The organism is Rahnella inusitata, from assembly GCF_003263515.1.
Classification (GTDB): Bacteria; Pseudomonadota; Gammaproteobacteria; order Enterobacterales; family Enterobacteriaceae; genus Rahnella; species Rahnella inusitata.
On sequence record NZ_JYDE01000002.1, the window covers coordinates 106,468 to 131,443 of the forward strand.

At 53.2% G+C, this 24,976-nt stretch carries 18 protein-coding genes; 11 read left to right on the top strand and 7 right to left on the bottom strand.

The genetic code is table 11. The features are described 5' to 3' along the window. Positions 1–2: 2 nt before the first annotated feature. The 5 genes from rsmE to metK all read right to left on the bottom strand — a co-directional run bounded on the left by rsmE (position 3) and on the right by metK (position 5,190). Positions 3–734, bottom strand: coding sequence for a 16S rRNA (uracil(1498)-N(3))-methyltransferase (gene rsmE, locus TU92_RS01285; RefSeq protein WP_112164171.1), 732 nt, complete (start codon positions 732–734; stop codon positions 3–5). Positions 735–834: 100 nt separating this feature from the next. Further along, positions 835–1,548 (bottom strand): deoxyribonuclease I, encoded by a 714-nt coding sequence (gene endA, locus TU92_RS01290; protein ID WP_112164172.1) that lies wholly within the window; start codon positions 1,546–1,548, stop codon positions 835–837. 93 nt (positions 1,549–1,641) lie between these two features. Then, positions 1,642–2,163, bottom strand: coding sequence for a SprT family zinc-dependent metalloprotease (locus TU92_RS01295; RefSeq protein ID WP_112164329.1), 522 nt, complete (start codon positions 2,161–2,163; stop codon positions 1,642–1,644). A 75-nt stretch (positions 2,164–2,238) separates the two neighbouring features. Then, positions 2,239–3,633, bottom strand: a complete 1,395-nt coding sequence (locus TU92_RS01300) for a sugar porter family MFS transporter (protein ID WP_112164173.1) — start codon at positions 3,631–3,633, stop codon at positions 2,239–2,241. Positions 3,634–4,038: 405 nt separating this feature from the next. After that, entirely contained in the window at positions 4,039–5,190 is a 1,152-nt protein-coding gene (gene metK / locus TU92_RS01305) for a methionine adenosyltransferase (RefSeq protein ID WP_112164174.1), read from the bottom strand. Between the two features lie 858 nt (positions 5,191–6,048). Here metK and speA point away from each other — a divergent pair. After that, a complete protein-coding gene (speA, locus tag TU92_RS01310) occupies positions 6,049–8,034 on the top strand; it encodes a biosynthetic arginine decarboxylase (protein ID WP_112164175.1) in 1,986 nt (661 codons plus the stop codon). A 203-nt stretch (positions 8,035–8,237) separates the two neighbouring features. After that, complete coding sequence (gene speB, locus TU92_RS01315) at positions 8,238–9,161, top strand: agmatinase (protein ID WP_112164330.1); 924 nt, start codon at positions 8,238–8,240, stop codon at positions 9,159–9,161. Positions 9,162–9,366: 205 nt separating this feature from the next. On the opposite strand, the gene loiP (TU92_RS01320) is transcribed toward speB, so the two are convergent. Continuing rightward, positions 9,367–10,122: a metalloprotease LoiP gene (gene loiP, locus TU92_RS01320; RefSeq protein ID WP_112164176.1), complete on the bottom strand. Its 756-nt coding sequence runs from the start codon at positions 10,120–10,122 to the stop codon at positions 9,367–9,369. Between the two features lie 219 nt (positions 10,123–10,341). Then, a complete protein-coding gene (loiP, locus tag TU92_RS01325) occupies positions 10,342–11,094 on the bottom strand; it encodes a metalloprotease LoiP (protein ID WP_112164177.1) in 753 nt (250 codons plus the stop codon). A 248-nt stretch (positions 11,095–11,342) separates the two neighbouring features. On the opposite strand from loiP (TU92_RS01325), the gene tkt reads away from it, so the two are divergent. From tkt to argO, 9 genes are all read left to right on the top strand, one after another. After that, entirely contained in the window at positions 11,343–13,337 is a 1,995-nt protein-coding gene (gene tkt, locus TU92_RS01330) for a transketolase (protein ID WP_112164178.1), read from the top strand. Positions 13,338–13,837: 500 nt separating this feature from the next. After that, the gene (gene epd / locus TU92_RS01335; RefSeq protein WP_112164179.1) at positions 13,838–14,854 is read left to right on the top strand and encodes an erythrose-4-phosphate dehydrogenase; all 1,017 of its coding nucleotides are present in this window, start codon (positions 13,838–13,840) and stop codon (positions 14,852–14,854) included. 73 nt (positions 14,855–14,927) lie between these two features. Then, complete coding sequence (pgk, locus tag TU92_RS01340; protein ID WP_112164180.1) at positions 14,928–16,091, top strand: phosphoglycerate kinase; 1,164 nt, start codon at positions 14,928–14,930, stop codon at positions 16,089–16,091. Positions 16,092–16,220: 129 nt separating this feature from the next. After that, positions 16,221–17,300, top strand: coding sequence for a class II fructose-bisphosphate aldolase (gene fbaA, locus TU92_RS01345; RefSeq protein ID WP_112164181.1), 1,080 nt, complete (start codon positions 16,221–16,223; stop codon positions 17,298–17,300). Between the two features lie 136 nt (positions 17,301–17,436). Then, positions 17,437–18,519 carry a LacI family DNA-binding transcriptional regulator gene (locus TU92_RS01350; RefSeq protein WP_112164182.1) on the top strand — a complete coding sequence of 361 codons (1,083 nt, stop codon included), beginning with the start codon at positions 17,437–17,439 and terminating at the stop codon, positions 18,517–18,519. Positions 18,520–18,656: 137 nt separating this feature from the next. Then, on the top strand, positions 18,657–21,755 hold the full coding sequence (locus TU92_RS01355; RefSeq protein ID WP_112164183.1) for a beta-galactosidase: 3,099 nt from the start codon (positions 18,657–18,659) through the stop codon (positions 21,753–21,755). 60 nt (positions 21,756–21,815) lie between these two features. Then, entirely contained in the window at positions 21,816–23,084 is a 1,269-nt protein-coding gene (locus tag TU92_RS01360) for an MFS transporter (RefSeq protein ID WP_112164184.1), read from the top strand. 134 nt (positions 23,085–23,218) lie between these two features. Continuing rightward, a complete protein-coding gene (mscS, locus tag TU92_RS01365) occupies positions 23,219–24,124 on the top strand; it encodes a small-conductance mechanosensitive channel MscS (RefSeq protein ID WP_112164185.1) in 906 nt (301 codons plus the stop codon). Between the two features lie 177 nt (positions 24,125–24,301). Further along, positions 24,302–24,919, top strand: coding sequence for an arginine exporter ArgO (gene argO, locus TU92_RS01370; RefSeq protein WP_112164186.1), 618 nt, complete (start codon positions 24,302–24,304; stop codon positions 24,917–24,919). Positions 24,920–24,976: the final 57 nt, after the last annotated feature.

The following is a 24,976-nucleotide window of genomic DNA, read 5'->3' on the forward strand; positions in this document are numbered from 1 at the left end:
TCTTATCCCAGATCGCCGAAACGGACCTGTAAGGCCGTTATCGCGGTGAGTGCTGTGGTTTCTGTACGCAGAACACGGGGTCCCAGCAGGATATCAGTAAATCCGTAACCGGAAGTCATTGCAATTTCATCGGCGGACAAACCGCCTTCCGGGCCGATCAGCAGACGGACATGCTTCACCGGCAGCGGCAGGGTATTGATGCTGTGGCTGGCACGCGGATGCAGGTTCAGCTTCAGGCTGTCATCCTGCTCGGCACACCAGGCTTCCAGCTGCATCGCCGGACGAATTTCCGGAATACGGTTGCGGCCACACTGTTCGCAGGCGGCAATGGCGATTTTCTGCCACTGCTGCAATTTTTTCTCCAGACGCTCGCCGTCCAGTTTGACGCCGCAGCGCTCGGAGAACAGCGGAGTAATGGTGTTTGCACCCAGCTCGATGGATTTCTGAATGGTGAATTCCATCTTGTCGCCGCGAGAAATCACCTGGCCGAGATGCAGATTTAGCGGAGACTCGTTGTCAGACAACACGCCTTCGCCGAGGCTGACGCGCACACTTTTCTTATCCACCTGCGTAATGCTGGCCTCGAAGACCTGATTGCTGCCATCAAATAGCTGGACAGCCTGACCGGGCTGCATACGCAGAACGCGTCCGACGTGGTTAGCGGCATCTTCGCACAGTGCAATTTCGCTGTGGGCGATCAGTGTTTCGGGATGATAAATGCGGGGTATGCGCATGTGTGGCTGCTGTCCTTAAAATGTTTAAGCGGGTTATTTTGGCGTGATTAGCCCGCATTGTCGCGAGCTAATGTGCTCTGATGGCGTGTTTAATACTAAGTTAGCTTTTTCTCTGAGCGCAAGCCTGCTGAACGTAAGGATTATGATTCCCCTGCACGTTAGCGATGCGGTTATCGCGTTCGCATTCCCACGCGGTGACCGGATACTGACGATCCCAGGCGGTAAACAGCTGTGTTTGCTGGCGGGAAAGATTCAGTTTGTACTGGTCACGCATGTAGAAATAGGTGCGGGCGATAGCGCCGCGTGCGCGGACTGGCGGCTCGGCGGATTTGGCTTTAAAGTCGACTTTCATCTCGCAGCGTCCATACTGGCCTTCACCGCCGTTCCACTGGCTGTACATGAAGTTGTTGCGGTCACCGTTCACTTCACCAATTGCCGGCTGAAGATTATGCAGATCGGTTTCTACCTGACGGTAATCGGCATTTTTCGCACAGTTTTTGCGCCCGCCGTCCTGCCAGCACTGCATCTGGTGGCCGAACTGCCACGCAGGCACCACGTGTTCCCATTCAATCCGGCTGGCGCGCTGTTCGCTTTTACGTACCGCGTAACCGCAGGATTTCAGATCCGGCGTCCCTTTTTTGCCCTGCCAGCTGATGTCACATCCGCAATAGAAAGAGGGCGCGCCCTGATTGATTTTGACGGCCGCGGCTTTGGCCTGGCTGAAATTGTTGATGCTCTTGCCGGACTGGCTGAATGCGCTGAGCGGTGCCAGTGCCAGGATAAACAGAAAGGCTGAAAGCGTTTTACGAAACATGTTTCTAAATGACCTGATGTGAAAAGGTCGGAAGGGTAACGGATGCGGTGCGGTGTGACAATGGGACATTGCTGCTATTTAGTGATTGAAAAATCAGCAGTTAGTCGTGCCTTTAGCATTAAACCGTAACAATTCGCCGCAATGACGACAGCGGTATTCCGACTCTTTACGCATCACTTTATTGTGACGACGTACGGTCAGCTGGTGGTCGCGACAGGCGCACAGATACGGATACGTTTTACTCTGCACCGAGGCGACTTCGAACTTATGAGTACGGCTGGCAGAAACGCCGAGGACGTGCTCCATCATCCAGCGCCACTCTTTACCGTGCGGCGCAGGTGCGCGGCCAAAACGGCGGAATACCAGCAAATGCGCCAGTTCGTGCGGGACCACTTCATCAATAAACGGTTGCTGATTTTCCTGTAAGAGCACCTGATTCAGCCGGATTTGCCAGTGTTGCAAATACGCACTGCCCGCGCTGGTGCCGCGTTGCTGATAGGTGATTTCAGGCTCCGGATAGTCGGTGCCAAAAAACTGATTTGCCATCTGAAGTTTTTCCCGCAGGCAGCGCATAACGGCTTGTTGCAGGGCGATGGGGAGTCGTGAGGTTTTCATCAGGCGAAGGATAAATGCGGTGGAGGGGAGATGCAATATGGAATTCCTCCCCTTTGCAGGGGAGGACAGTGACGCTTACTTACCGATGTCGCGCAGTGCTTCGCCTTTCATCAGATTGCGTTCAATGTGTTCAAGAGAGACGTTTTTGGTCTCAGGGATCAGCGCAATGGTGATGAAGATGAAGACCACGTTCAGCGCGGCGTACACCCAGAAGGTGTTGGCGTTACCGAGAGTTTCCAGCATGGTCAGGAAGGTGGCACCGACAATCATGTTAGCAATCCAGTTGGTCGCCGTGGAAACGGTGATACCAAAATCGCGGCCTTTCAGCGGCTGAATTTCGGAACACAGTACCCAGATCAGCGGACCGGCACTCATCGCAAAACCTACGATGAACATCAGCAACATGGCGATAGAGAAGTATTTAGCAAAGTCAGATTCCACTCCGATGTGCAGCATCGTACCGAGAATACCCATGCCGACCGCCATCACCAGGAAGCCCAGTTTGAGCGTTGGCTTACGGCCCCAGCGGTCAACCAGACCGATAGCAATGAATGTCGCCAGCACGTTGACCAGACCCACAATCACCGTACCCCACATTTGCTGAGAAGTACTGGCGAAACCGGCGATACCGAAAATTTTAGGTGCGTAATACATGATGACGTTCATACCGGTGAACTGCTGCATCACCTGCAACAAAATTCCGAGGTAAACCGCACGACGGAAGTTTTTGTTGTTGATGAACAAACCCCAGCCGCTCTGTTTCACTTTCAGGCTTTCACGGATTTCATCCAGTTCGCTTTTCGCCTGCGCGGTGGAATCGCGCAGTTTTTCCAGCACGCGGCGGGCTTTGTCGTCATTACCCCGAGCGGCGAGCCAGCGCGGGCTGTCCGGCAGGAAGAAAACGCCGATCAACAGCAGCAGGGCAGGGATGGTGATAACACCCAGCATCCAGCGCCATGCGCCACTGTAGCTGAACGCGGTATCTGACAGATACGCCGCCAGAATACCGATGGTGATCATCAGCTGGTACATGGAAATCATGCTGCCACGGATTTTCTCCGGTGCGATTTCAGACAGATAAATCGGCGCAGTGTAAGAAGCCACACCCACCGCCAGACCCAGCAGAACGCGGGCGACGATCAACACTTCGGTGTTTGGCGCGAAGGCAGAACACAGCGAACCGACCACGAACAGAACCGCACCGATCATCAGGCTGTATTTACGGCCAAGACGGAAGTTCAGCCAGCCACTGCCGACGGCACCGACGGCGGCACCGAACATCATTGAGCTGACCACCCACTCCTGCTGATGGTTAGTTATCTGAAAATCATGGCTGATAAACGGCAGTGCGCCAGCGATGACACCGATGTCCAGACCGAACAAAAGTCCGGCCAGTGCAGCGAGAAAACAGACAAAGAAAGTGACGCTTTTATTCGAGCGTTTTCCTTTGGTCGACGTTGAGTTGTTCATCCGGTCTCCAAAATAGTGCAATCGTATTGTGTTTGTAATAATGCTTAGGCTGTTATGTTATTAACCCTGCCTCCAGCTTAACGTGAACCCGGTCACAGTGTTGTAATCGTTTACACTAATGGCTGTGATTGGAATCATTGTTCTGGAAGGGATTCAAAGAGATGCAAAGCAGGAAGGGGTAAAGCCGTTAAAGTAATAGTGCATAAATTGATTTATATCAATCAAATTTCTGTTTCAAACTTTTACCTATAGAAATAATACATTATTTAATAACAAGTTATTACCTGTAACCGTTTTCATTTGGGTCGGTGTTTATGCTGTTTTAGGAATTTTCCTCAAATTCCAGGCAATAAAAAACCCTGCCGCAAGGACAGGGTTGATGTGCAGAACTGTCTGAAAAGTGACTTACAGGCCAGCAGCGTCACGCAGTTGTGCGGCACGGTCGGTTTTTTCCCAAGGGAAATGTTCACGACCAAAGTGACCGTACGCAGCGGTTTCTTTGTAGATTGGGTGCAGCAGATCCATCATCTGGATCAGGCCGTATGGACGCAGGTCGAAGAATTCGCGTACCAGCAGAGTCAGTTGCTCGTTAGAAATTTTACCAGTACCGAAAGTTTCCACCATTATGGACGTCGGTTCTGCCACGCCGATAGCGTAAGACACCTGAATTTCACAACGGTCAGCCAGACCGGCAGCGACGATATTTTTCGCCACGTAACGTGCAGCATACGCCGCTGAACGGTCAACCTTAGACGGATCTTTACCAGAGAACGCGCCGCCGCCGTGACGAGCCATGCCGCCGTAGGTATCGACGATGATTTTACGCCCGGTCAGACCGCAGTCACCCATTGGTCCGCCGATAACGAAGCGGCCAGTCGGGTTGATGTGGTATTTGGTGCCGGCGTTCAGCCATTCTGCTGGCAATACAGGTTTGATGATTTCTTCCATCACCGCTTCCTGCAAATCTTTCAGGCCGATGTCTTCAGAATGCTGGGTGGAGAGGACGACCGCATCGATACCGACAATTTTGCCTTCATCGTACTGGAAAGTGACCTGGCTTTTCGCATCAGGACGCAACCAGGACAGGGTGCCCGCTTTGCGAACTTCAGCCTGACGCTGCACCAGACGGTGTGCGTAAGTGATCGGTGCTGGCATCAGCACATCGGTTTCGTTGGTCGCATAACCAAACATCAGACCCTGGTCGCCTGCGCCTTGCTCAAGCGGATCCTGACGGTCAACGCCCTGGTTGATGTCCGGAGACTGCTTACCGATGGCGCTCAGTACGGCACAAGAATTGGCATCGAAGCCCATCTGGGAATTGACGTAGCCAATTTCACGGATGGTCTGACGGGTGATTTCTTCTACGTCGACCCAGGCGGTAGTGGTGATTTCACCGCCAACGAGGACCATGCCGGTTTTGACATAAGTTTCACATGCAACACGTGCTTTCGGGTCTTGTTCTAAAATCGCGTCCAGTACGGCATCGGAAATCTGGTCAGCGATTTTATCTGGATGTCCTTCTGAAACTGATTCGGACGTGAAGAGGTGTTTAGCCATTATGTTCTTTACCTTCATACGACGGGTTAGATATCACTGCATAACACTGGGGAGACTGGCAGATGAGGAGCGGTGCTCGCCATTGTCGCAATGCGTCCTGCATGTCCCCATAAGGCAAAGCCTTGAAGCAGTTTGAGCATTAATCCACAAGCTTGCTACGGACGGATTAACATCTGGACGGCTATTTTAGGATAGCAGGTGTTACGAAAGCCAGTCATTTTTGTGATGAACATGGCGTTTTCGTGCGCCTTTGCAGTGATATTCACGCACTGAAACCATCAAGGCTGCATTTTCATTTTGCATTTACAGCAGGTTGCCGGTATAAACGCCGCGCGCCCGGCACTTTCTCGACGCCCGCGTATCCCAGTAATTACTGTTTTCTCAGTTCGAATGCCCGCGGGTGATGCGTGGCACGTGTGGAGGTGGTTAGGTTAATGACCCACTTTTTACCGCTTGTTACATTTCAACAGCATCTCCTGCAGACCCAAATCGGCCATGCAGCACTTCTATCAGAAAAAATTCTGTCATCCCTGCGTGGTTATAAACAGCCTGACTATAGACAGGGCAGCTGCCGACATCTGGACGCTACTCAGTAACCTCGGTCCGACTCATCATCGTATTCCCGACACAAAACTGACGTAGCCTGCAACCTCCTGGGGCATTTATCCCTTTAGTTTCTCCTGACTCGTTACACGGAGTCTAACAACGTGTTTTACAATCATATGAGTGAAAAACAGTTCCGGGGCTGTGGCGCACAGGTTTTTATCCTGTCTGAAAGCCAGCCGTTCGGGTTGTTCTCACCTGTTGTTACTGCGATAGTGGCTGGCCATGTTGTCAGTGTAGAAAGAGGATTTACCTATGTCTGATGACATCCAGTCCCATCGTCCGTCACATGCGGGCGATTCTGTTTCTTTGCGCTCCATGCAGGAGGTTGCCGTGAACGATCGTGATGCCAGCAAAATGCTGCGCACTTACAACGTTGCCTATTGGGGTAACAATTATTATGACGTCAACGAACTGGGCCACATCAGTGTTTGCCCTGATCCTGACGTCCCGTCGGCCCGCGTGGATCTGGCGCAACTGGTGAAAAAAATGCGTGACCAGGAGAACGGTCAACGTCTGCCAGCGTTATTCTGCTTCCCACAAATTTTACAGCACCGTCTGCGTTCGATTAACGCCGCTTTTAAACGTGCGCGTGAGTCGTTCGGCTACGAGGGTGACTACTTCCTGGTCTATCCGATTAAGGTAAACCAGCATCGCCGTGTGATTGAGTCGCTGGTTGAGTCTGGTGAGCCGCTGGGTCTGGAAGCGGGTTCAAAAGCGGAGTTAATGGCCGTACTGGCGCATGCCGGAATGACCCGCTCTGTTATCGTCTGTAACGGCTATAAAGACCGTGAATACATTCGTCTGGCGCTGATCGGCGAGAAGCTCGGTCACAAGGTGTATCTGGTTATCGAGAAGATGACTGAGATTAAGCTGGTGCTGGAAGAAGCTGAACGTCTGAACGTGATACCGCGTCTGGGCGTGCGTGCGCGTCTGTCTTCGCAGGGCTCCGGCAAATGGCAGTCCAGTGGCGGCGAGAAGTCTAAATTTGGTCTGGCGGCGTCACAGGTTCTGCAACTGGTGGAAATGCTGCGCGAAGCCAACCGTCTGGAAAGCCTGCAACTGCTGCACTTCCATCTCGGTTCCCAGTTATCCAATATCCGTGACATCTCAACCGGCGTGCGTGAATCCGCGCGTTTCTACGTTGAGTTACACAAGCTGGGCGTCAACATTCAGTGCTTTGACGTCGGCGGCGGTTTGGGTGTGGATTATGAAGGCACCCGTTCGCAGTCTGACTGCTCGGTCAACTATGGCCTGAACGAATACGCGAACAACGTGATTTGGGGGATCGGTGATGCCTGTAATGAGCACGGCCTGCCGCATCCGACCGTGATCACCGAGTCTGGCCGTGCGGTTACCGCGCACCATACGGTGCTGGTATCCAACATCATCGGCGTTGAGCGCAATGAATTCCGTGACCCGATTGCCCCGGAAGAAGACGCACCGCGTGCGCTCGGCAGCATGTGGGATACCTGGAATGAAATGCACGATCCGGAAAATCGCCGCTCACTGCGCGAATGGCTGCATGACAGCCAGATGGATTTGCATGACGTCCATTCTCAGTACGCACACGGTATTTTGGATCTCACTCAGCGCGCCTGGGCGGAAGATATCTACCTGAATATCTGCAATATGATTCAGGGTCAGCTTGATCCGAGCAACCGCGCGCACCGTCCGATCATCGACGAATTGCAGGAACGCATGGCGGACAAACTGTACGTCAACTTCTCGCTGTTCCAGTCAATGCCGGATGCGTGGGGTATCGATCAGCTGTTCCCGGTTCTGCCGCTGGAAGGTCTGGATAAACCGCCGGTCGGCCGTGCCGTGCTGCTGGATATCACCTGTGACTCCGACGGGACTATCGATCACTACATCGACGGTGACGGCGTGGCAACCACGATGCCAATGCCTCCGTATGATCCGGAAAATCCGCCAGTGCTGGGCTTCTTTATGGTCGGCGCGTATCAGGAAATTCTCGGCAACATGCACAACCTGTTCGGTGATACCGCAGCGGTAGACGTGTTCGTCTTCCCTGACGGTGAAATCGAAGTGCAGCAGTCAGATGAAGGCGATACCGTCGCTGACATGCTGGAGTACGTGCAGCTGGATCCGAACGTTCTGCTGGCCCGTTTCCGCGATCAGGTGAAAGAAACCGATCTGGATGCCGACCTTCAGGCGCAGTTCGTCGAAGAGTTTGAATCCGGTTTGTACGGTTACACTTATCTGGAAGAAGACGAGTAAAAGCGCACAATAATCCGGCTTGAAGCTGAGCCGGATTAAGGTAAAATTCGCGCCAACAGCAGTACAATATGAATTTGTAGAAATCCCTTTCAGGTCGGGCAAACGACGTGGTTGGGATTTTTTTTCATCTATACTTCACCATTCTGTGTCAGCAGCAGGCTGCACGGCGATGCAAAAAGAGGACATTTTTTATGAGTAAATTAGTGAGCACTTTAGGCAATGAGCCTGATAACTCCCTGGTTTCCAACGCATTTGGTTTTCTGCGTTTCCCGCTGAACTTCCAGCCGTACACGGCGGAAGCTGACTGGGTCATCACCGGTATTCCTTTCGACATGGCGACCTCTGGCCGTTCAGGCGCACGTCTCGGTCCTGCCGCTATCCGTCAGGTGTCAGTGAATCTGGCGTGGGAAGGTCAGCGCTGGCCGTGGGATTTCGATCTGCGCGATCGTCTGAACGTCATCGACTGTGGCGATCTGGTGTTCAACTTCGGTGATGCACAGGATCTGACGGACAAACTGCAACAGCACGCTGATAAAGTACTGTCATCCGGCAAGCGTATGCTGTCTTTCGGCGGTGACCACTTTGTAACCCTGCCACTGCTGCGCGCTCACGCTAAGCACTTCGGTAAAATGGCGCTGGTACATTTCGATGCGCACACCGATACCTATTCTAACGGCAGCAAATTCGACCACGGCACCATGTTCTTCCATGCGCCAAACGAAGGCCTGATCGACCCGAATCACTCCGTGCAGATCGGTATCCGCACCGAGTTTGATAAAAATCTCGGCTTCACCGTTCTGGATGCTGCGCAGGTTAACGACCGCACCGTGGATGATATTCTGGCGCAGGTGAAGCAAATCGTCGGCGATCTGCCGGTTTACCTGAGCTTCGACATCGACTGTCTGGATCCGGCACATGCACCGGGCACCGGTACACCGGTCATCGGTGGCCTGACGTCCGATCGCGCGCTGAAACTGGTTCGCGGCCTGAAAGATTTGGATCTGGATATCGTGGGTATGGATATCGTGGAAGTGGCTCCGGCTTACGACCAGTCAGAAATCACCGCACTGGCCGCTGCCACACTGGCGCTGGAAATGCTTCACGTGCAGGCGTCCAAAAAAGGCTGATGTGCAGCCAGCTCGTCATTTTTTAAGGCACCCTTGTGGTGCCTTAATTATTTGTGTAGAGAATATGTTTTTATTTATTATATAAAATAAAAGCGGTGGTTATTGCGTTGAGAATAGTAAAATCGTTCACCACGGATGAATGTTTGGGGAATGAAAAACGCAGCGTTATGCGCAAACCCTGCGCTTTATTCCTTCTTAGCGGGTATTATTTATCTTGCGCCATCCGTTCTTTCATATGATCGGCGCGTTCCTGCGATGGCGGGTGTGAGCTGAACAAACTCTTCTCACTACCACCGCTCAGTTTTGCCAGTTTCTCGAAGGCGGTCACCAGACCTTTGACAGGCAATTTGCGTTTTTTCAGTAAATCGTAAGAGTAATCATCGGCGTCAGATTCCTGCTTCTGCGAGAACTGCGCATTGATCAGATCTTCGCCCAGATCGGCCAGCTGAGTGCTGGAAAGCTGGCCGACGACGCCACCGGCCGCGCCGGCTGCGGTATGTGCTGCGGCTGCGCTGTAAGCCACCTGCATGGCTTTTTTGGTATGACCCAGCGCCACGTGACCCATTTCGTGGCCCAGTACGCCTTCGATTTCATCGTCGTTCATGATGTCCATCAGACCGCTGTAAACACGGATACAGCCGTTGGCCATCGCCCAGGCGTTGACGTCGCTGGTCAGATAAACTTTATAGTTCGCCGGGGTACCGTTGATGTTATTACCGAGGTTTTTGGCAATCTTATTCAGGCGTTTGGTATATTTACTTTTTGCTGATGCAATGTTGGAACTGGCATCCATTTCTTTGCAGGCGCCGTCAGTCATGTTTTTGACATCCTGATCGGTCAGCGTGGCAGCTTTATAAGCCTGCGAACCCGAATCCAGTAATGCATTGGTATTCAGACCGTTTTGACAACCGCTTAATAATACCGTTATGCCAACCGCAATGGCTGTTACGCGAAAATTCATAATCCATCGTCCTTTGATAGTGAATGCAGAAAGTTAATTAATAAAATAAATCGCAGAAAGAATAACCAATCATTTTAAGTTAGCGAGGAAAAGAGGGCGGGTGATGTTATTTTCAGATTTTGTGCGGATTAATTTCTATTATATAGAAATTAATGGAATTAATAGAAAGTAGTAAGGCTTTATAATTAGAGATGCGCCGGTGACGCATCTCTTAATTGATTATTTCCCGGCGGCGATACGCTCGCGAATATGTTTGGCACGAGCTTCTGACGATGGGTGATCGTCAAACCAGCCGATGCTGCTTCCCTGATCCAGTTTCGCCAGTTTATCGAAGCTGGTCGCCAGACCGGTCGGATCGATGCCGCGTTTTTTCAGCAGGTCGAAAGAGTAATCGTCGGCTTGGGATTCCTGCTTTTGGGAGAATTGGGCATTCACGTATTTCTCGCCCAGATCCGCCAGCTGCGACTGTGACAGCGTAGCGCTGACGCCGCCGAGTGAGGAAATTGCTGAGCGTGCCGCCGTTGCGCTGTACGCCACCTGCATGGCTTTGCGGGTATGGCCGAGGGCGACGTGGCCCATTTCGTGGCCGAGCACGCCTTCGACTTCGTTGTCGTTCATCATATCCATCAGGCCACTGTAGACGCGGATACACCCGTTGGCCATTGCCCAGGCGTTGACGTCTTTGGTCACGTAGACCTTGTAGTTGGCCGGTGTGCCGTTGATGTTATCGCCCAGCGCGGCAGAGATTTTTTTCAGACGCTGCGCATACTCGCTGCTGTCCGGCGCGATTTGCGCTTTTTTATCCATCTCTTCGCACGACTGAACGCTGAGGGTTTTCACATCAGCGTCGCTCAGGGTATACGCCTGATAAGCCTGCGCGCCGGATTGCATTAAGGTATCGGTATTTACTGTTGCACAACCGCTCACCAGAGTGGTGGCCAGCAGGCTCAACATTACAGGATGAAATTTCATCAATTCAGGTTCCCAGAGAAAGTGAAAAAATCAGTCAATGCAGCCTGAAAAAGGCTGTCATTGTAAGAATAGCGTTAAGGTAGGATTTTCGCAGTGCCCGATCTATAGTGTAAGTCCGAAAAAACGCACTGATTTAAAAGCGTATTCTGTGAACTTCATCACGTGAGTGATTATAGATTGCCGATTTAATGCCGAGTCTGAGAAAATGACTTCCTTGACTGCTTTATTAATCCGACCTGGAGTAGAACATGTCCTCTCGTAAAGAGCTTGCGAACGCAATCCGCGCACTTAGTATGGATGCCGTGCAGAAAGCGAATTCCGGCCACCCTGGCGCCCCTATGGGCATGGCTGACATTGCCGAAGTCCTGTGGCGTGACTACCTGAACCATAACCCGACAAACCCAAACTGGGCTGACCGCGACCGCTTCGTGCTGTCCAATGGTCATGGTTCCATGCTGATTTACAGCCTACTGCACCTCACAGGCTATGATCTGCCAATCAGCGAACTGGCAAATTTCCGTCAGCTGCACTCCAAAACCCCAGGCCACCCGGAATACGGTTATACCGCTGGCGTTGAAACCACGACCGGCCCGCTGGGTCAGGGTATCGCGAACGCCATTGGTTTTGCTATTGCAGAACGCACGCTGGCTGCGCAGTTCAACAAACCAGGCCACGACATCGTTAACCACCAGACCTACGCTTTCCTGGGGGATGGTTGCATGATGGAAGGCATTTCTCACGAAGTGTGTTCACTGGCCGGTACCTTGAAACTCGGCAAACTGACCGCGTTTTATGATGACAACGGCATTTCCATCGATGGCCACGTTGAAGGCTGGTTCACCGATGACACCGCTAAACGTTTCGAAGCCTATGGCTGGCACGTCGTCCGTGGCGTTGACGGTCACAATCCTGACGCTATCAAAGCCGCTATCGAAGAAGCACATAACGTCACCGACAAACCTTCCCTGCTGATGTGCAAAACCGTGATCGGTTTCGGTTCGCCGAACAAAGCCGGTACGCACGATGTGCACGGTGCCGCGCTGGGCGCAGATGAAGTCGCCGCCACCCGTGAAAAACTGGGCTGGAAATATGCTGCGTTTGAAATTCCACAAGATATCTACGCACAGTGGGATGCGAAAGAAGTCGGCAAAGCGAAAGAAGCAGCATGGGACGAGAAATTCGCGGCCTATGCCAAAGCACATCCTGAACTGGCAAAAGAGTTCAAACGTCGTGTGAACGGCGAGCTGCCAGCTAACTGGGAAGCGGGCGCACAGAAATTTATCGAAGAGTTGCAGGCAAATCCTGCCAACATCGCCAGCCGTAAAGCATCTCAGAATGCGCTGGAAGCATTCGGTAAAGTCTTACCAGAATTCCTGGGCGGGTCTGCTGACCTGGCACCAAGCAACCTGACTATGTGGTCTGGTTCCAAGTCTATCGGCGACGATAAGGCGGGTAACTATATCCATTACGGCGTGCGTGAATTCGGTATGACTGCGATCACCAACGGTATCGCGCTGCACGGTGGTTTCCTGCCGTACTCTGCGACCTTCCTGATGTTCGTCGAATATGCGCGTAACGCCGTGCGTATGGCGGCTCTGATGAAGATCCGCAACGTGTTCGTGTACACCCATGACTCCATCGGTCTGGGCGAAGACGGCCCGACGCACCAGCCGGTTGAGCAAATCGCCAGCCTGCGCGTCACGCCAAACATGAGCACATGGCGTCCGGCTGACCAGGTTGAATCTGCGGTAGCGTGGAAATACGCAATCGAACGTAATGACGGGCCGGTTACCCTGATCTTCTCTCGTCAGAACCTGACCCAGCAACCACGTACTGCTGAGCAGCTGGCAAACGTGGCGCGCGGTGGTTACATTCTGAAAGATTGCGAGGGTACGCCTGAAGTTATCCTGATCGCGACCGGTTCAGAAGTGGGTATCACCGTAGAAGCCGCAGACAAACTGGCTGCAGCAGGCACTAAAGTGCGCGTTGTCTCCATGCCGTCTACCGACGCCTTCGACAAACAGGACGCGGCTTACCGTGAATCCGTCCTGCCAAAAGCTGTTTCCGCGCGCGTTGCGGTGGAAGCGGGTATCGCTGACTACTGGTTCAAATACGTTGGCCTGAACGGCGCTATCGTCGGCATGCACAGCTTCGGCGAGTCAGCTCCGGCAGACCTGCTGTTCAAAGAGTTCGGTTTCACTGTTGATAACGTGGTTGCGCAAGCACAGTCGTTGTTGAAGTAATTCCCTTCTCCAGTGGATCTCAAAAGCACCTTCGGGTGCTTTTTTTTACATCCTGATACCATGAGCAGGCTTGCAGTTTCCTTGCTAAATGACACAGGTCAAACCCTTCACAGGCGATCCTCGTTACACTCGCATCATTCTGAAACTGTTTTAATCTTTCGGTTTTTGAGAGGAATCACTGTCTGAAACGTGATGAAAAAGTAAAATCACTGTGAACGCACGGATTTGCATGGTGTTTTTTTAAGCGATCGAAGCGATTCGTACGGTGAAATTCCTGGAATTATTCCTTTTAGACATAGTTTCGTTTATTCTCAGCTGAACCGTTTCAGTCAGGCGATTTGAGCTTATCGTCGTCACCACGTAGTTAACGTGTAGGAAAAGAAAAATTTTCTGCGGCACGTTTCGTGCGTACCGATGATGATGGTTATTCACCGTAAACGCACGCTGCATTACTATAGGTGTTACTGATTTTGAGTAACAACCGTGTAACAGGGAGAAGTATGCCAATACGTATTGCAATTAATGGCTTTGGTCGCATTGGCCGTAGCGTATTGCGCGCGTTATACGAATCCGGGCGTCGGGCGGAAATCTCCGTTATCGCTATCAATGAAATTGCCAGCCCCGAAGGCATGGCCCATCTGCTTAAATACGACTCCAGCCACGGGCGCTTCGCCTGGGATGTCCGCCAGGAAGGTGAAAACCTTTACGTCGGCGATGACTCCATCCGATTATTCCATCAACCTGATGCCAGCCAGCTGCCTTGGGGCGAGCTGAGTATTGATGTCGTGCTCGATTGCACAGGCGTTTACGGTAGCCGCGCAGACGGCGAAACTCAGCTTGAGGCCGGAGCCAAAAAAATTCTGTTCGCGCATCCGGGCGGTCACGATCTTGACGCCACCGTGGTGTACGGTGTGAACCACCAGTTGCTCGAGCGCCAGCACCGCATTGTGTCCAATGCGTCCTGCACCACCAATTGTATTATCCCTGTGATCAAGCTGCTCGACGATGCCTACGGCATTGAGTCCGGCACCGTAACGACCATCCACTCTTCGATGAATGACCAGCCGGTAATCGACGCCTACCACGCCGATTTACGCCGTACGCGCGCCGCCAGTCAGTCCATTATTCCGGTCGATACCAAGCTTGCCGCAGGGATCACGCGCATCATGCCTAAGTTCTGCGATCGCTTTGAAGCGATCTCTGTGCGTGTGCCGACTATCAATGTCACCGCCATTGATTTGAGCGTATTTGTCGAGGGTTCGGTCACGGTCGACGAGGTGAACCAGCTGCTGCAAAAGGCCGCAACGGGCTCTTTTCGTGGTATAGTTGACTATACCGAACTACCATTAGTCTCGACAGATTTTAACCATGATCCCCACAGCGCCATTGTAGATGGAACGCAGACGCGGGTAAGTGGAAAGCACCTGATAAAAACACTGGTCTGGTGCGATAACGAGTGGGGTTTTGCTAACCGAATGTTGGATACAACATTGGCAATGTCCGCTAGCGGTTTCTAGTACGGTTGTTGCGGCCTCTCTGGCCGAAACCGCCTTCAAGCAACTTTAAAGAGAATCAACGAGAGGATTCACCATGTCTGTTATTAAGATGAGCGATCTGGATTTAGCAGGTAAGCGCGTATTGATCCGTGCGGATCTCAACGTGCCGGTTAAAGATGGCAAAGTAACGTCAGATGCACGTATCCGCGCTTCTTTACCTACCATCGAAACTGCCCTGAAACAGGGTGCACGCGTGATGGTTACCTCGCATCTGGGTCGTCCGACTGAAGGCGAATATAACGAAGAGTTTTCTCTGCTGCCTGTTGTTAACTACCTGAAAGAACATCTGAAATCTCCAGTTCGTCTGGCGAAAGATTACCTTGATGGCGTTGAAGTTGCAGAAGGCGAGCTGGTTGTTCTGGAAAACGTTCGCTTTAACAAAGGCGAAAAGAAAGACGACGAAGCGCTGTCCAAAAAATATGCTGCCCTGTGTGACATCTATGTGATGGACGCATTCGGTACGGCGCATCGCGCACAAGCTTCTACCCACGGCGTCGGCAAATTTGCTCCAATCGCCTGTGCGGGTCCTCTGCTGTCAGCTGAGCTGGAAGCACTGGGCAAAGCACTGGGTAACCCGGCGCGTCCGATGGTGGCGATCGTTGGTGGTTCTAAAGTGTCTACCAAACTTACCGTTCTGGATTCCCTGTCCAAAATCGCTGACCAGCTGATCGTTGGCGGTGGTATTGCGAACACCTTCGTTGCTGCACAAGGTAACAACGTGGGTAAATCCCTGTACGAAGCGGATCTGGTTGATACAGCAAGCAAATTGCTGGAAACCTGCGATATTCCTGTTCCTACAGACGTTCGCGTGGCCACTGAGTTCTCTGAAACTGCCGTCGCTACCGTGAAGTCTGTTAAAGACATCAAAGATGACGAACAAATTCTCGACATGGGCGACGAGTCTGCTTACCGCCTGGCTGAGATTATCAAAAACGCCAAAACCATTCTTTGGAATGGCCCGGTAGGCGTGTTCGAGTTCCCTAACTTCCGCAGAGGAACCGAAATTGTGGCGCAGGCCATTGCTGACAGCGAAGGTTTCTCTATCGCAGGCGGCGGCGACACCTTAGCGGCTATCGACCTGTTCGGTATCGCTGACAAAATTTCCTATATCTCCACTGGCGGTGGCGCATTCCTCGAGTTCGTTGAAGGGAAAGCACTGCCAGCGGTTGTGATGCTGGAAGAGCGTGCTAAGAAGTAATGAACCCTGAACAGGAAGCATAGGGTTTCCTGTTCTTCTTTGCCGCGCGAGGGGCTGCACAGTGGAACTCGCGCGACATAGCAAACCGATTCAATCCATCTACGGCCGACGAATACAGGACAAAGAACTATGTCTAAAATTTTTGATTTCGTAAAACCAGGCGTTATCACTGGTGATGATGTACAGAAAGTTTTCGCTGTTGCTAAAGAAAACAAATTTGCTCTGCCAGCGGTTAACTGCGTAGGCACCGACTCAATCAACGCCGTTCTCGAAGCTGCTGCGAAAGTCCGTTCCCCGGTTATCGTTCAGTTCTCTAACGGCGGCGCTGCGTTCATCGCAGGTAAAGGCCTGAAAACTGACGTGCCACAAGGCGCTGCAATCCTGGGTGCAATCTCTGGCGCACATCATGTGCATCAGATGGCAGAACATTACGGCGTGCCAGTCATCCTGCACACCGACCATTGCGCGAAAAAATTGCTGCCATGGATCGACGGTCTGCTGGACGCGGGTGAAGCTCACTTCGCCAAAACAGGTAAACCACTGTTCTCTTCTCACATGATCGACCTGTCTGAAGAATCTCTGGAAGAAAACATCGAAATTTGCAGCAAGTACTTAGCTCGCATGGCAAAACTCGATATGACTCTGGAAATCGAACTCGGTTGTACTGGTGGTGAAGAAGATGGCGTAGACAACAGCCATATGGACGCTTCTGCGCTGTACACTCAGCCACAAGACGTTGATTACGCATACGAAAAACTGAACGCAATCAGCCCGCGTTTCACTATCGCTGCGTCATTCGGTAACGTACACGGCGTGTACAAACCAGGTAACGTTAAACTGACTCCAACGATTCTGCGCGATTCTCAGGAATACGTTTGCAAGAAACACAACCTGCCACACAACAGCCTGAACTTCGTGTTCCACGGCGGTTCTGGTTCTACTGCAGCAGAAATCAAAGAATCTGTAGGTTACGGTGTTATCAAAATGAACATCGATACCGACACCCAATGGGCAAACTGGGACGGTATTCTGCAGTTCTACAAGAAAAACGAAGCTTACCTGCAAGGTCAGTTGGGTAACCCGGAAGGCGCGGACAAACCTAACAAGAAATTCTATGACCCACGCGTATGGCTGCGTTCTGCTCAGACTTCCATGGTGACTCGCCTGGAACTGGCATTCAAAGAACTGAACGCGATCGACGTACTGTAATTCTTGTCCTTCTGGTGCTTGACCACCGGAATGTGAGGATCGTAACCAAAGGGGCTTCGGCCCCTTTTTTATTGTTTGCTTTCCGGCCACAATAGTCCGTCCTGCGCGTTCCCGCATGAACCCCGAAGAGAGAGCCATGAAGCCAAAATCTGTCACCCTCGATGATGTGGCGCGCCACGCCGGTGTGTCTTATCAGACCGTGTCCCGCGTGCTGAATCAGGCGGCGCACGTCTCGACCAAGACGCGCGATAAAGTCGAGAAGGCGATGGCAGCGCTGAACTATGTGCCGAACCGCGTCGCGCAGCAACTGGCGGGTAAACAAAGCTACACGCTGGGGCTGGCGACCACCGAACTGGCACTTCATGCACCTTCGCAAATTGCCTCGGCGGTGAAAACCCGCGCCAATCAGTTAGGCTTTAACGTCGTGATTTCGATGACGGATAACCTGAGCTTGTCTGCCTGCCGCGCGGCGGTGAGCGAGCTGATGTCGCAACGCGTCGATGGCGTGCTGATCAACGTGCCGCTGTCCAACGACAGTGCCGATGCAATAGCACAGATGTGCGGCAACTTACCGGCGCTGTTTCTGGATGTCGATCCTCAGGCTGACGTGTTCAAAATTTTGTTCGATCCGCACTGCGGGGCAGAGCAGGGCGTGGAGCATCTGCTGGCGCTCGGGCATCAGCAAATTGCATTACTGACCGGTCCGCTCGAATCCATTTCTGCACGCCTGCGTTATGAAGGCTGGCTGGAGACACTGGCAAAACATGCTGTGACGCCCTGTGCGGTCCAGCACGGCGACTGGAGCGCGGCATCCGGTTACCAGCAGGCATTGTTATTACTGAACCAGCCTGTGCGGCCTGGCGCGATTTTGGTCGCCAACGATCAGATGGCGCTCGGCGTTTTACGTGCGGTACATGAGTATGGCCTGCGCGTGCCGGAGCAAATCTCGGTCATCGGGTATGATGATACTGAAGACAGCGCGTTTTTCTTTCCGCCGCTGACCACCATCAAACAGGATTTCCGCCTGCTCGGGCATGAAAGCGTCAACCGTCTGGTCGATCACCTGCACACCCACGGCGATCGTCGCCGCTCATCTCTGTTACTGCCGACCTCTCTGGTAGAGCGCCACACTACGGCGACGCCCGGTGAAACGCCTGTTTCACAGGAAGCATTGTCCCAGGAGTTGATCCGAATTGCGCGACAGCTCAGCGCGCTATAATTCTCAAAATCAGAACGTACTGACGCGGAATCTGTGATCCGCGTCCCTTTCCTGCTTCCCTTCGCTTTACTTACTGCTTCGTGTTACGCATCTTTATTTATATTGTGAGCGCATAACAATTTTGCAGAGGATAAACGATGAGTACATCAGGGGACGAAAAACTGTCATCGCTGGCCGTGTTTCTGGCCCGTCGTGACTGGGAAAAACCGGCATCGACGCAGGTCAACCGCCTCGCGGCGCATCCGCCTTTCAACAGCTGGCGTAATAGCGCCGAAGCCAGAGAAAATCATCCATCCTCCAGTCTTCGCTCCCTGAACGGCGAGTGGGGGTTCAGCTATTTCCCCCGTCCGGAAGCCGTGCCTGAACAGTGGTTGCAACAGGATCTGTCCGGTGCTGACCGGGTTCAGGTGCCGTCTAACTGGCAGCTGGCAGGTTACGACGCGCCGATTTATACCAACGTTCAGTACCCTATCCCGGTGAACCCGCCGTTTGTACCGGAAGAAAACCCCACCGGTTGTTACTCGCTCACAGTGGGCATGGATAGCGCCTGGCTGAACAGCGGGCAGACGCGCATTGTGTTCAACGGCGTCAACTCTGCGTTCTATCTGTGGTGTAACGGTCAGTGGATCGGTTATTCGCAGGACAGCCGTCTGCCGGCGGAATTCGACCTCAGCGGCGTGCTGCGCGTGGGCGAAAACCGTCTGGCGGTGATGGTGCTGCGCTGGAGCGACGGCAGCTATCTGGAAGATCAGGATATGTGGCGCATGAGCGGGATTTTCCGCGACGTCACGCTGATGCACAAACCAGCGGAGCAGATCACCGATTATCAGGTGCGCACACATCTGTTCCACGGTTTCACGCAGGCCGAACTGGAAGTGCAGGTCAGTGCCGCCGTACCAACGGATACGGCGGAGGATTATCAGGTTCGCGTCCAGCTCTGGCAGGGCGACAACGCAATCGCAGAACATACGCAGCCGCTCGGCAGTGACATCATCGATGAGCGCGGCAATGCGTTCGATAAAACCACCGTGCGCCTGCCGGTCAGCCAGCCTGCGTTATGGAGTGCTGAACAGCCTGCGCTTTATCGCGCGGTGATTTCCCTGCTTTCGCCAGACGGTGAGGTCATTGAAGCTGAAGCCTGCAACGTCGGGTTCCGTCAGGTAGAAATCAGCAACGGCCTGCTCAAAGTGAATGGCCAGCCGGTGCTGATCCGCGGAACAAACCGCCATGAACATCATCCTGAAAACGGTCAGGTGATGGATGAAGCGACCATGCGCCGTGACATCGTGCTGATGAAACAACACAACTTTAATGCAGTGCGCTGTTCGCATTACCCGAACCATCCGCTGTGGTACCGCCTTTGCGATGAATACGGCCTGTACGTGGTGGATGAAGCCAATATCGAAACCCACGGCATGCAACCGATGAACCGTCTGTCAGACGATCCCGTCTGGTTCAACGCCTTCAGCGAGCGCGTCACCCGCATGGTTCAACGCGATCGCAACCATCCGTGCATCATCATCTGGTCATTGGGTAACGAATCCGGCCACGGGGCGAACCATGACGCCATGTACCGCTGGATCAAATCTGTCGATCCGACCCGTCCGGTGCAGTATGAAGGTGGTGGCGCAAACAGCGCGGCGACCGACATTATCTGCCCGATGTATTCCCGCGTGGAGCAGGATCAGCCGTTCCCGGCGGTGCCGAAATGGTCTATCAAAAAGTGGATCAGCATGCCGGACGAAACGCGTCCGCTGATCCTCTGCGAGTACGCCCACGCGATGGGCAACAGCTTTGGTGGTTTCGATAAATATTGGAAAGCCTTCCGCCAGTTCCCGCGTTTGCAGGGCGGATTTGTCTGGGACTGGGTGGATCAGAGCTTGCTGCGTACCGGCGAAGACGGTGAGCGTTATATGGCTTACGGCGGTGATTTTGGCGATACGCCGAACGACCGTCAGTTCTGCATGAACGGTTTGGTGTTCGCAGACCGCACGCCGCATCCGTCGCTGTTTGAAGCCCAGCGCGCACAGCAGTTCTTCCAGTTCTCACTGCTTAGCACCGCGCCCCTGACGCTGCAAATTCAAAGCGAATACCTGTTCCGCCACAGCGATAACGAGCAACTGGTCTGGCGCATTGAGCAAGACGGCGAAGTGGTTTCACAGGGTGAAGCCGTATTAAACATCTCGCCGAACGGTACGCAAACGCTGGAATTGGGGGAGATCCCGCAGGCAAAAGGGGATTTATGGCTGAACGTTGCCGTGCATCAGCCGCAGTCGACGGCGTGGTCAGAAGCCGGACATCGCAGTGCGTGGGATCAGTGGCAACTGCCGCAGGCGCTGAGCCTGCCAGTGCCGGAAAAAATCACCGCCGCTGCGCCGGTTCTCGATGTGCAGGGCGATCAGATTTTTGTCATGCACGGCATGCAGCGCTGGGAGTTCAGTAAGCAGACCGGTTTGCTGGAACAGTGGTTTGATGGCAAAACGCCGCGTCTGCTTTCTGCGTTACGCGATCAGTTTGTACGTGCGCCGGTGGATAACGATATCGGCGTCAGTGAAGTCACCCGCATCGATCCGAATGCGTGGGTGGAACGCTGGAAAGCCGCCGGGATGTATCAGCTCGAATCGCGCACGCTGAGCGTGATCGCCGATCAGTTAGAAGATCGCGTGATCATTGTCGCCAGGCACGCTTTCCTTGCAGATGATGAAACCCGTGTGCTGAGCAACAAGGTTTACCGTATTGATAATCAGGGCGAATTGCACATCGACGTGAATGTGCGCGTGGCCTCTAACGTGCCGTCTCCGGGGCGCATCGGTATGACTTGCCAGCTGGCGGACACCGCAGAAAACGTCAGCTGGCTGGGGCTGGGGCCGCATGAGAACTATCCGGACCGCCGTCTGGCCGCGCAACATGGCCGCTGGACGTTGCCACTGGCAGAGCTCTACACGCCTTACGTCTTCCCGACGGAAAACGGCCTGCGCGGTGATACCCGTGAACTGGATTACGCCGGGTGGCAACTGCGTGGCGATTTCCACTTTGGCCTGAGCCGCTACAGCCTGCAACAGCTGATGGACACCAGCCACCGTCACCTGTTGCGCGCAGAGCAGGGCACATGGCTGAACATCGACGGCTTCCATATGGGCGTCGGCGGCGATGATTCATGGAGCCCGAGCGTCAGCCCGGACTTCCTGCTGACTGCCGGTCATTACCATTACGCCTTCACCTGGAAACGATCCTGATATCCCGCGCCGCGGCGTTAATCCGCTGCGGCGCAGCATTCAGTCGCAAGGAAACTGCAAATGAATTACATGAAAAATACCAATTTCTGGATGTTCGGGCTGTTCTTCTTTTTCTACTTTTTCATCATGGGAGCCTATTTCCCGTTCTTCCCGATCTGGCTGCACGACATTAATCAGATCAGCAAAAGCGATACCGGGATTATCTTCGCCAGTATTTCGCTGTTCTCATTACTCTTCCAGCCGGTATTTGGTTTGCTCTCGGATAAGCTGGGACTGAAAAAGCATCTGCTGTGGATCATCACCGGGATGCTGGTGCTGTTTGCGCCGTTCTTTATCTACGTGTTCGGCCCGTTGCTGAAAGTAAATATCTATCTGGGATCAATAGTCGGCGGGATCTATCTCGGCCTGATTTACAACGCCGGTGCGCCAGCGATTGAAGCCTATATCGAAAAAGTCAGCCGTCGCAGCAGCTTCGAATTTGGCCGCGCGCGGATGTTCGGCTGCGTTGGCTGGGCGCTGTGCGCGTCGGTGGTCGGCATCATGTTTACCATTAACAACGAGTTTGTATTCTGGCTCGGCTCTGGCTGTGCGGTGATCCTCGCCATTCTGTTGCTGATCGCCAAACCGGAAGTGACCTCCAGTGCGCGGGTGGCAAACGATCTGGGCGCGAATACCAAACCCTTCAGCCTGAAAATTGCCCTTGAGCTGCTGAAAGACCGCAAACTGTGGTTCCTGGCGTTGTACGTGATCGGTGTTTCCTGCACCTATGATGTTTTCGATCAGCAGTTTGCTAACTTCTTCACTTCGTTCTTTGCTTCCTCTTCTGAAGGCACGCGCGTCTTCGGTTACGTCACCACCATGGGCGAGTTGCTGAACGCCTGCATCATGTTCTTCGCGCCGCTTATCGTGAACCGTATCGGGGGCAAAAATGCGCTGTTGCTGGCGGGAGCAATCATGTCTGTGCGCATCATCGGCTCTTCCTTCGCCTCTTCGCCTGTCGAAGTGGTGGTGCTGAAAACGCTGCACATGTTTGAAGTCCCGTTTTTAATCGTCGGCTGCTTCAAGTACATCACGTCGGTATTTGAAGTGCGCTTCTCGGCGACAATTTACCTGGTGACGTTCTGCTTCTTCAAACAGGTGGCAATCATGTTTATGTCGGTGTTTGCCGGGAACATGTATGACCGAATCGGTTTCCACGGTACTTATCTGATCCTGGGCCTGATCGCGCTGACCTTCACCGTGATCTCGGCCTTTACGCTGAGCGGACGTGGTCCGTTGCAGGCTTTCAAAGCACCAGAGCCGTTGAAGAATCACCCTGCAAATTCCTAATTTCACTGGGATCTCGCCCCTGAAATTGGCACTTCATCGCATTGTTAGTTAACCTTAACCCACAGTTGCTGCCCGTATCCCGGGCAGCTTTGGTTTCTTATAACCCGTCAGGGTAATTTTTTTGGGGTAATTAAATGGATGATTTGAACGTTGTGGGTAGCATTAACAATGCGGGCAACTGGTTAGTGAGAAATCAGGCTTTACTGATCCATTACGCCGTCAACATCGTCGCGGCTATCTTTATTCTTATCATCGGTCTGATCGTTGCCCGCGTATTATCCGGCGCAGTCAGCCGTGTGATGAAACTGCGCGGTATTGATCTGACCGTGTCTGACTTCCTCGCCGCTCTGGTGCGTTATGCCGTTATCGCCGTTACGCTGATTGCCGTTCTGGGGCGCGTTGGCGTGCAGACCGCATCGGTCATCGCCGTTCTCGGTGCCGCAGGTTTGGCCGTAGCATTGGCCTTGCAGGGATCGCTTGCAAACTTTGCCGCAGGCGTGCTGCTGGTGATCTTCCGTCCGTTCCGTGCCGGTGAATACGTCGATCTCGGCGGCGTGGCCGGTACCGTGACACAGGTGCAGATTTTCTCCACTACGTTGCGTACCCCTGATGACAAAATGATTGTGGTGCCGAACGGTAAAATCATCGCCGGTAACATTATCAATACGTCACGCGAGCCGAACCGTCGTACTGAGATCGTTGTAGGCGTGGGTTATGAATCTGATATCGATCAGGTGAAAAAAGTCCTGGGCGATATTATCGCGGCGGACAACCGCATCCAGCATGACAAAGGCGTTACCGTGCGTCTGAATGAAATGGGCGCTTCCACGCTGAACTTTGTGGTACGTGTCTGGAGTTCCAACGGCGATGCTCAGGAAGTCTACTGGGATCTGCTGGAAGCCTTCAAACGTGCGCTCGACGAGAACAAAATTAACATCGCTTACCCGCAGATGGACGTGCATTTGCATCGCGTTGCGGATGCCGCTGCCAGCCAGCAGGAAGAACAACGTTCAATCGAAAGCAAAGGCATCGCGGAATAACGCGCGACTGGCCGGTAAAATTCAGGCGCCTGCGGGCGCCTTTTTCATACCCTAAATAGATGAATCCCTGTGATAAGCTAATCTAATGGGGGATTAGAATTATCCATTTCCTCTAATGCCATCAATGCCCTTACACTGCGCGCATTCTCTCTGACTGACTGTTTAAAGGATGACGACGTGCTGGCTATTTTCCTGCAAGGACTGGCGATGAGCGCCGCAATGATTTTACCGATTGGCCCGCAGAATGCGTTTGTAATGAACCAGGGCATTCGCCGCCAGTATCATTTGATGATTGCCGGATTGTGCGCGCTGAGCGACATCGCACTCATCTGTGGCGGCATCTTTGGCGGTAGCGCGCTGTTGAGCAAATCACCGCTTTTACTCCTGCTGGTGAGCTGGGGCGGCGTGGCGTTTTTACTTTGGTACGGCTGGGGCGCGTTCCGTACGGCGTTCAGCAAAAATCCTGAACTGGCGCAGGCCGAGGTGGCAAAGCAAAGCCGCTGGAAAATTGTGGTCAGCATGCTGGCCGTCACCTGGCTGAATCCGCACGTGTATCTCGATACCTTCGTGGTACTCGGCAGTCTGGGCGGCAGCCTGAATGCCGACGAACGTTCCTGGTTCGCGCTCGGCGCGGTCAGTGCGTCGGTTATCTGGTTCTTCGGACTGGCTATCCTCGCCGCCATGCTGGCGCCGTGGCTGAACACCGGCAAAGTGCAGCGGGTGATCAATTTTATCGTCGGCACCATTATGTGGGGCATCGCCATCCAGCTGGCACGACAGACCGGCGTGCTTTAAGTTAGCCGGGTGAACAGGTTTTTGTCACTAATCTTAGTTTCTGTTGTAACGGATTAT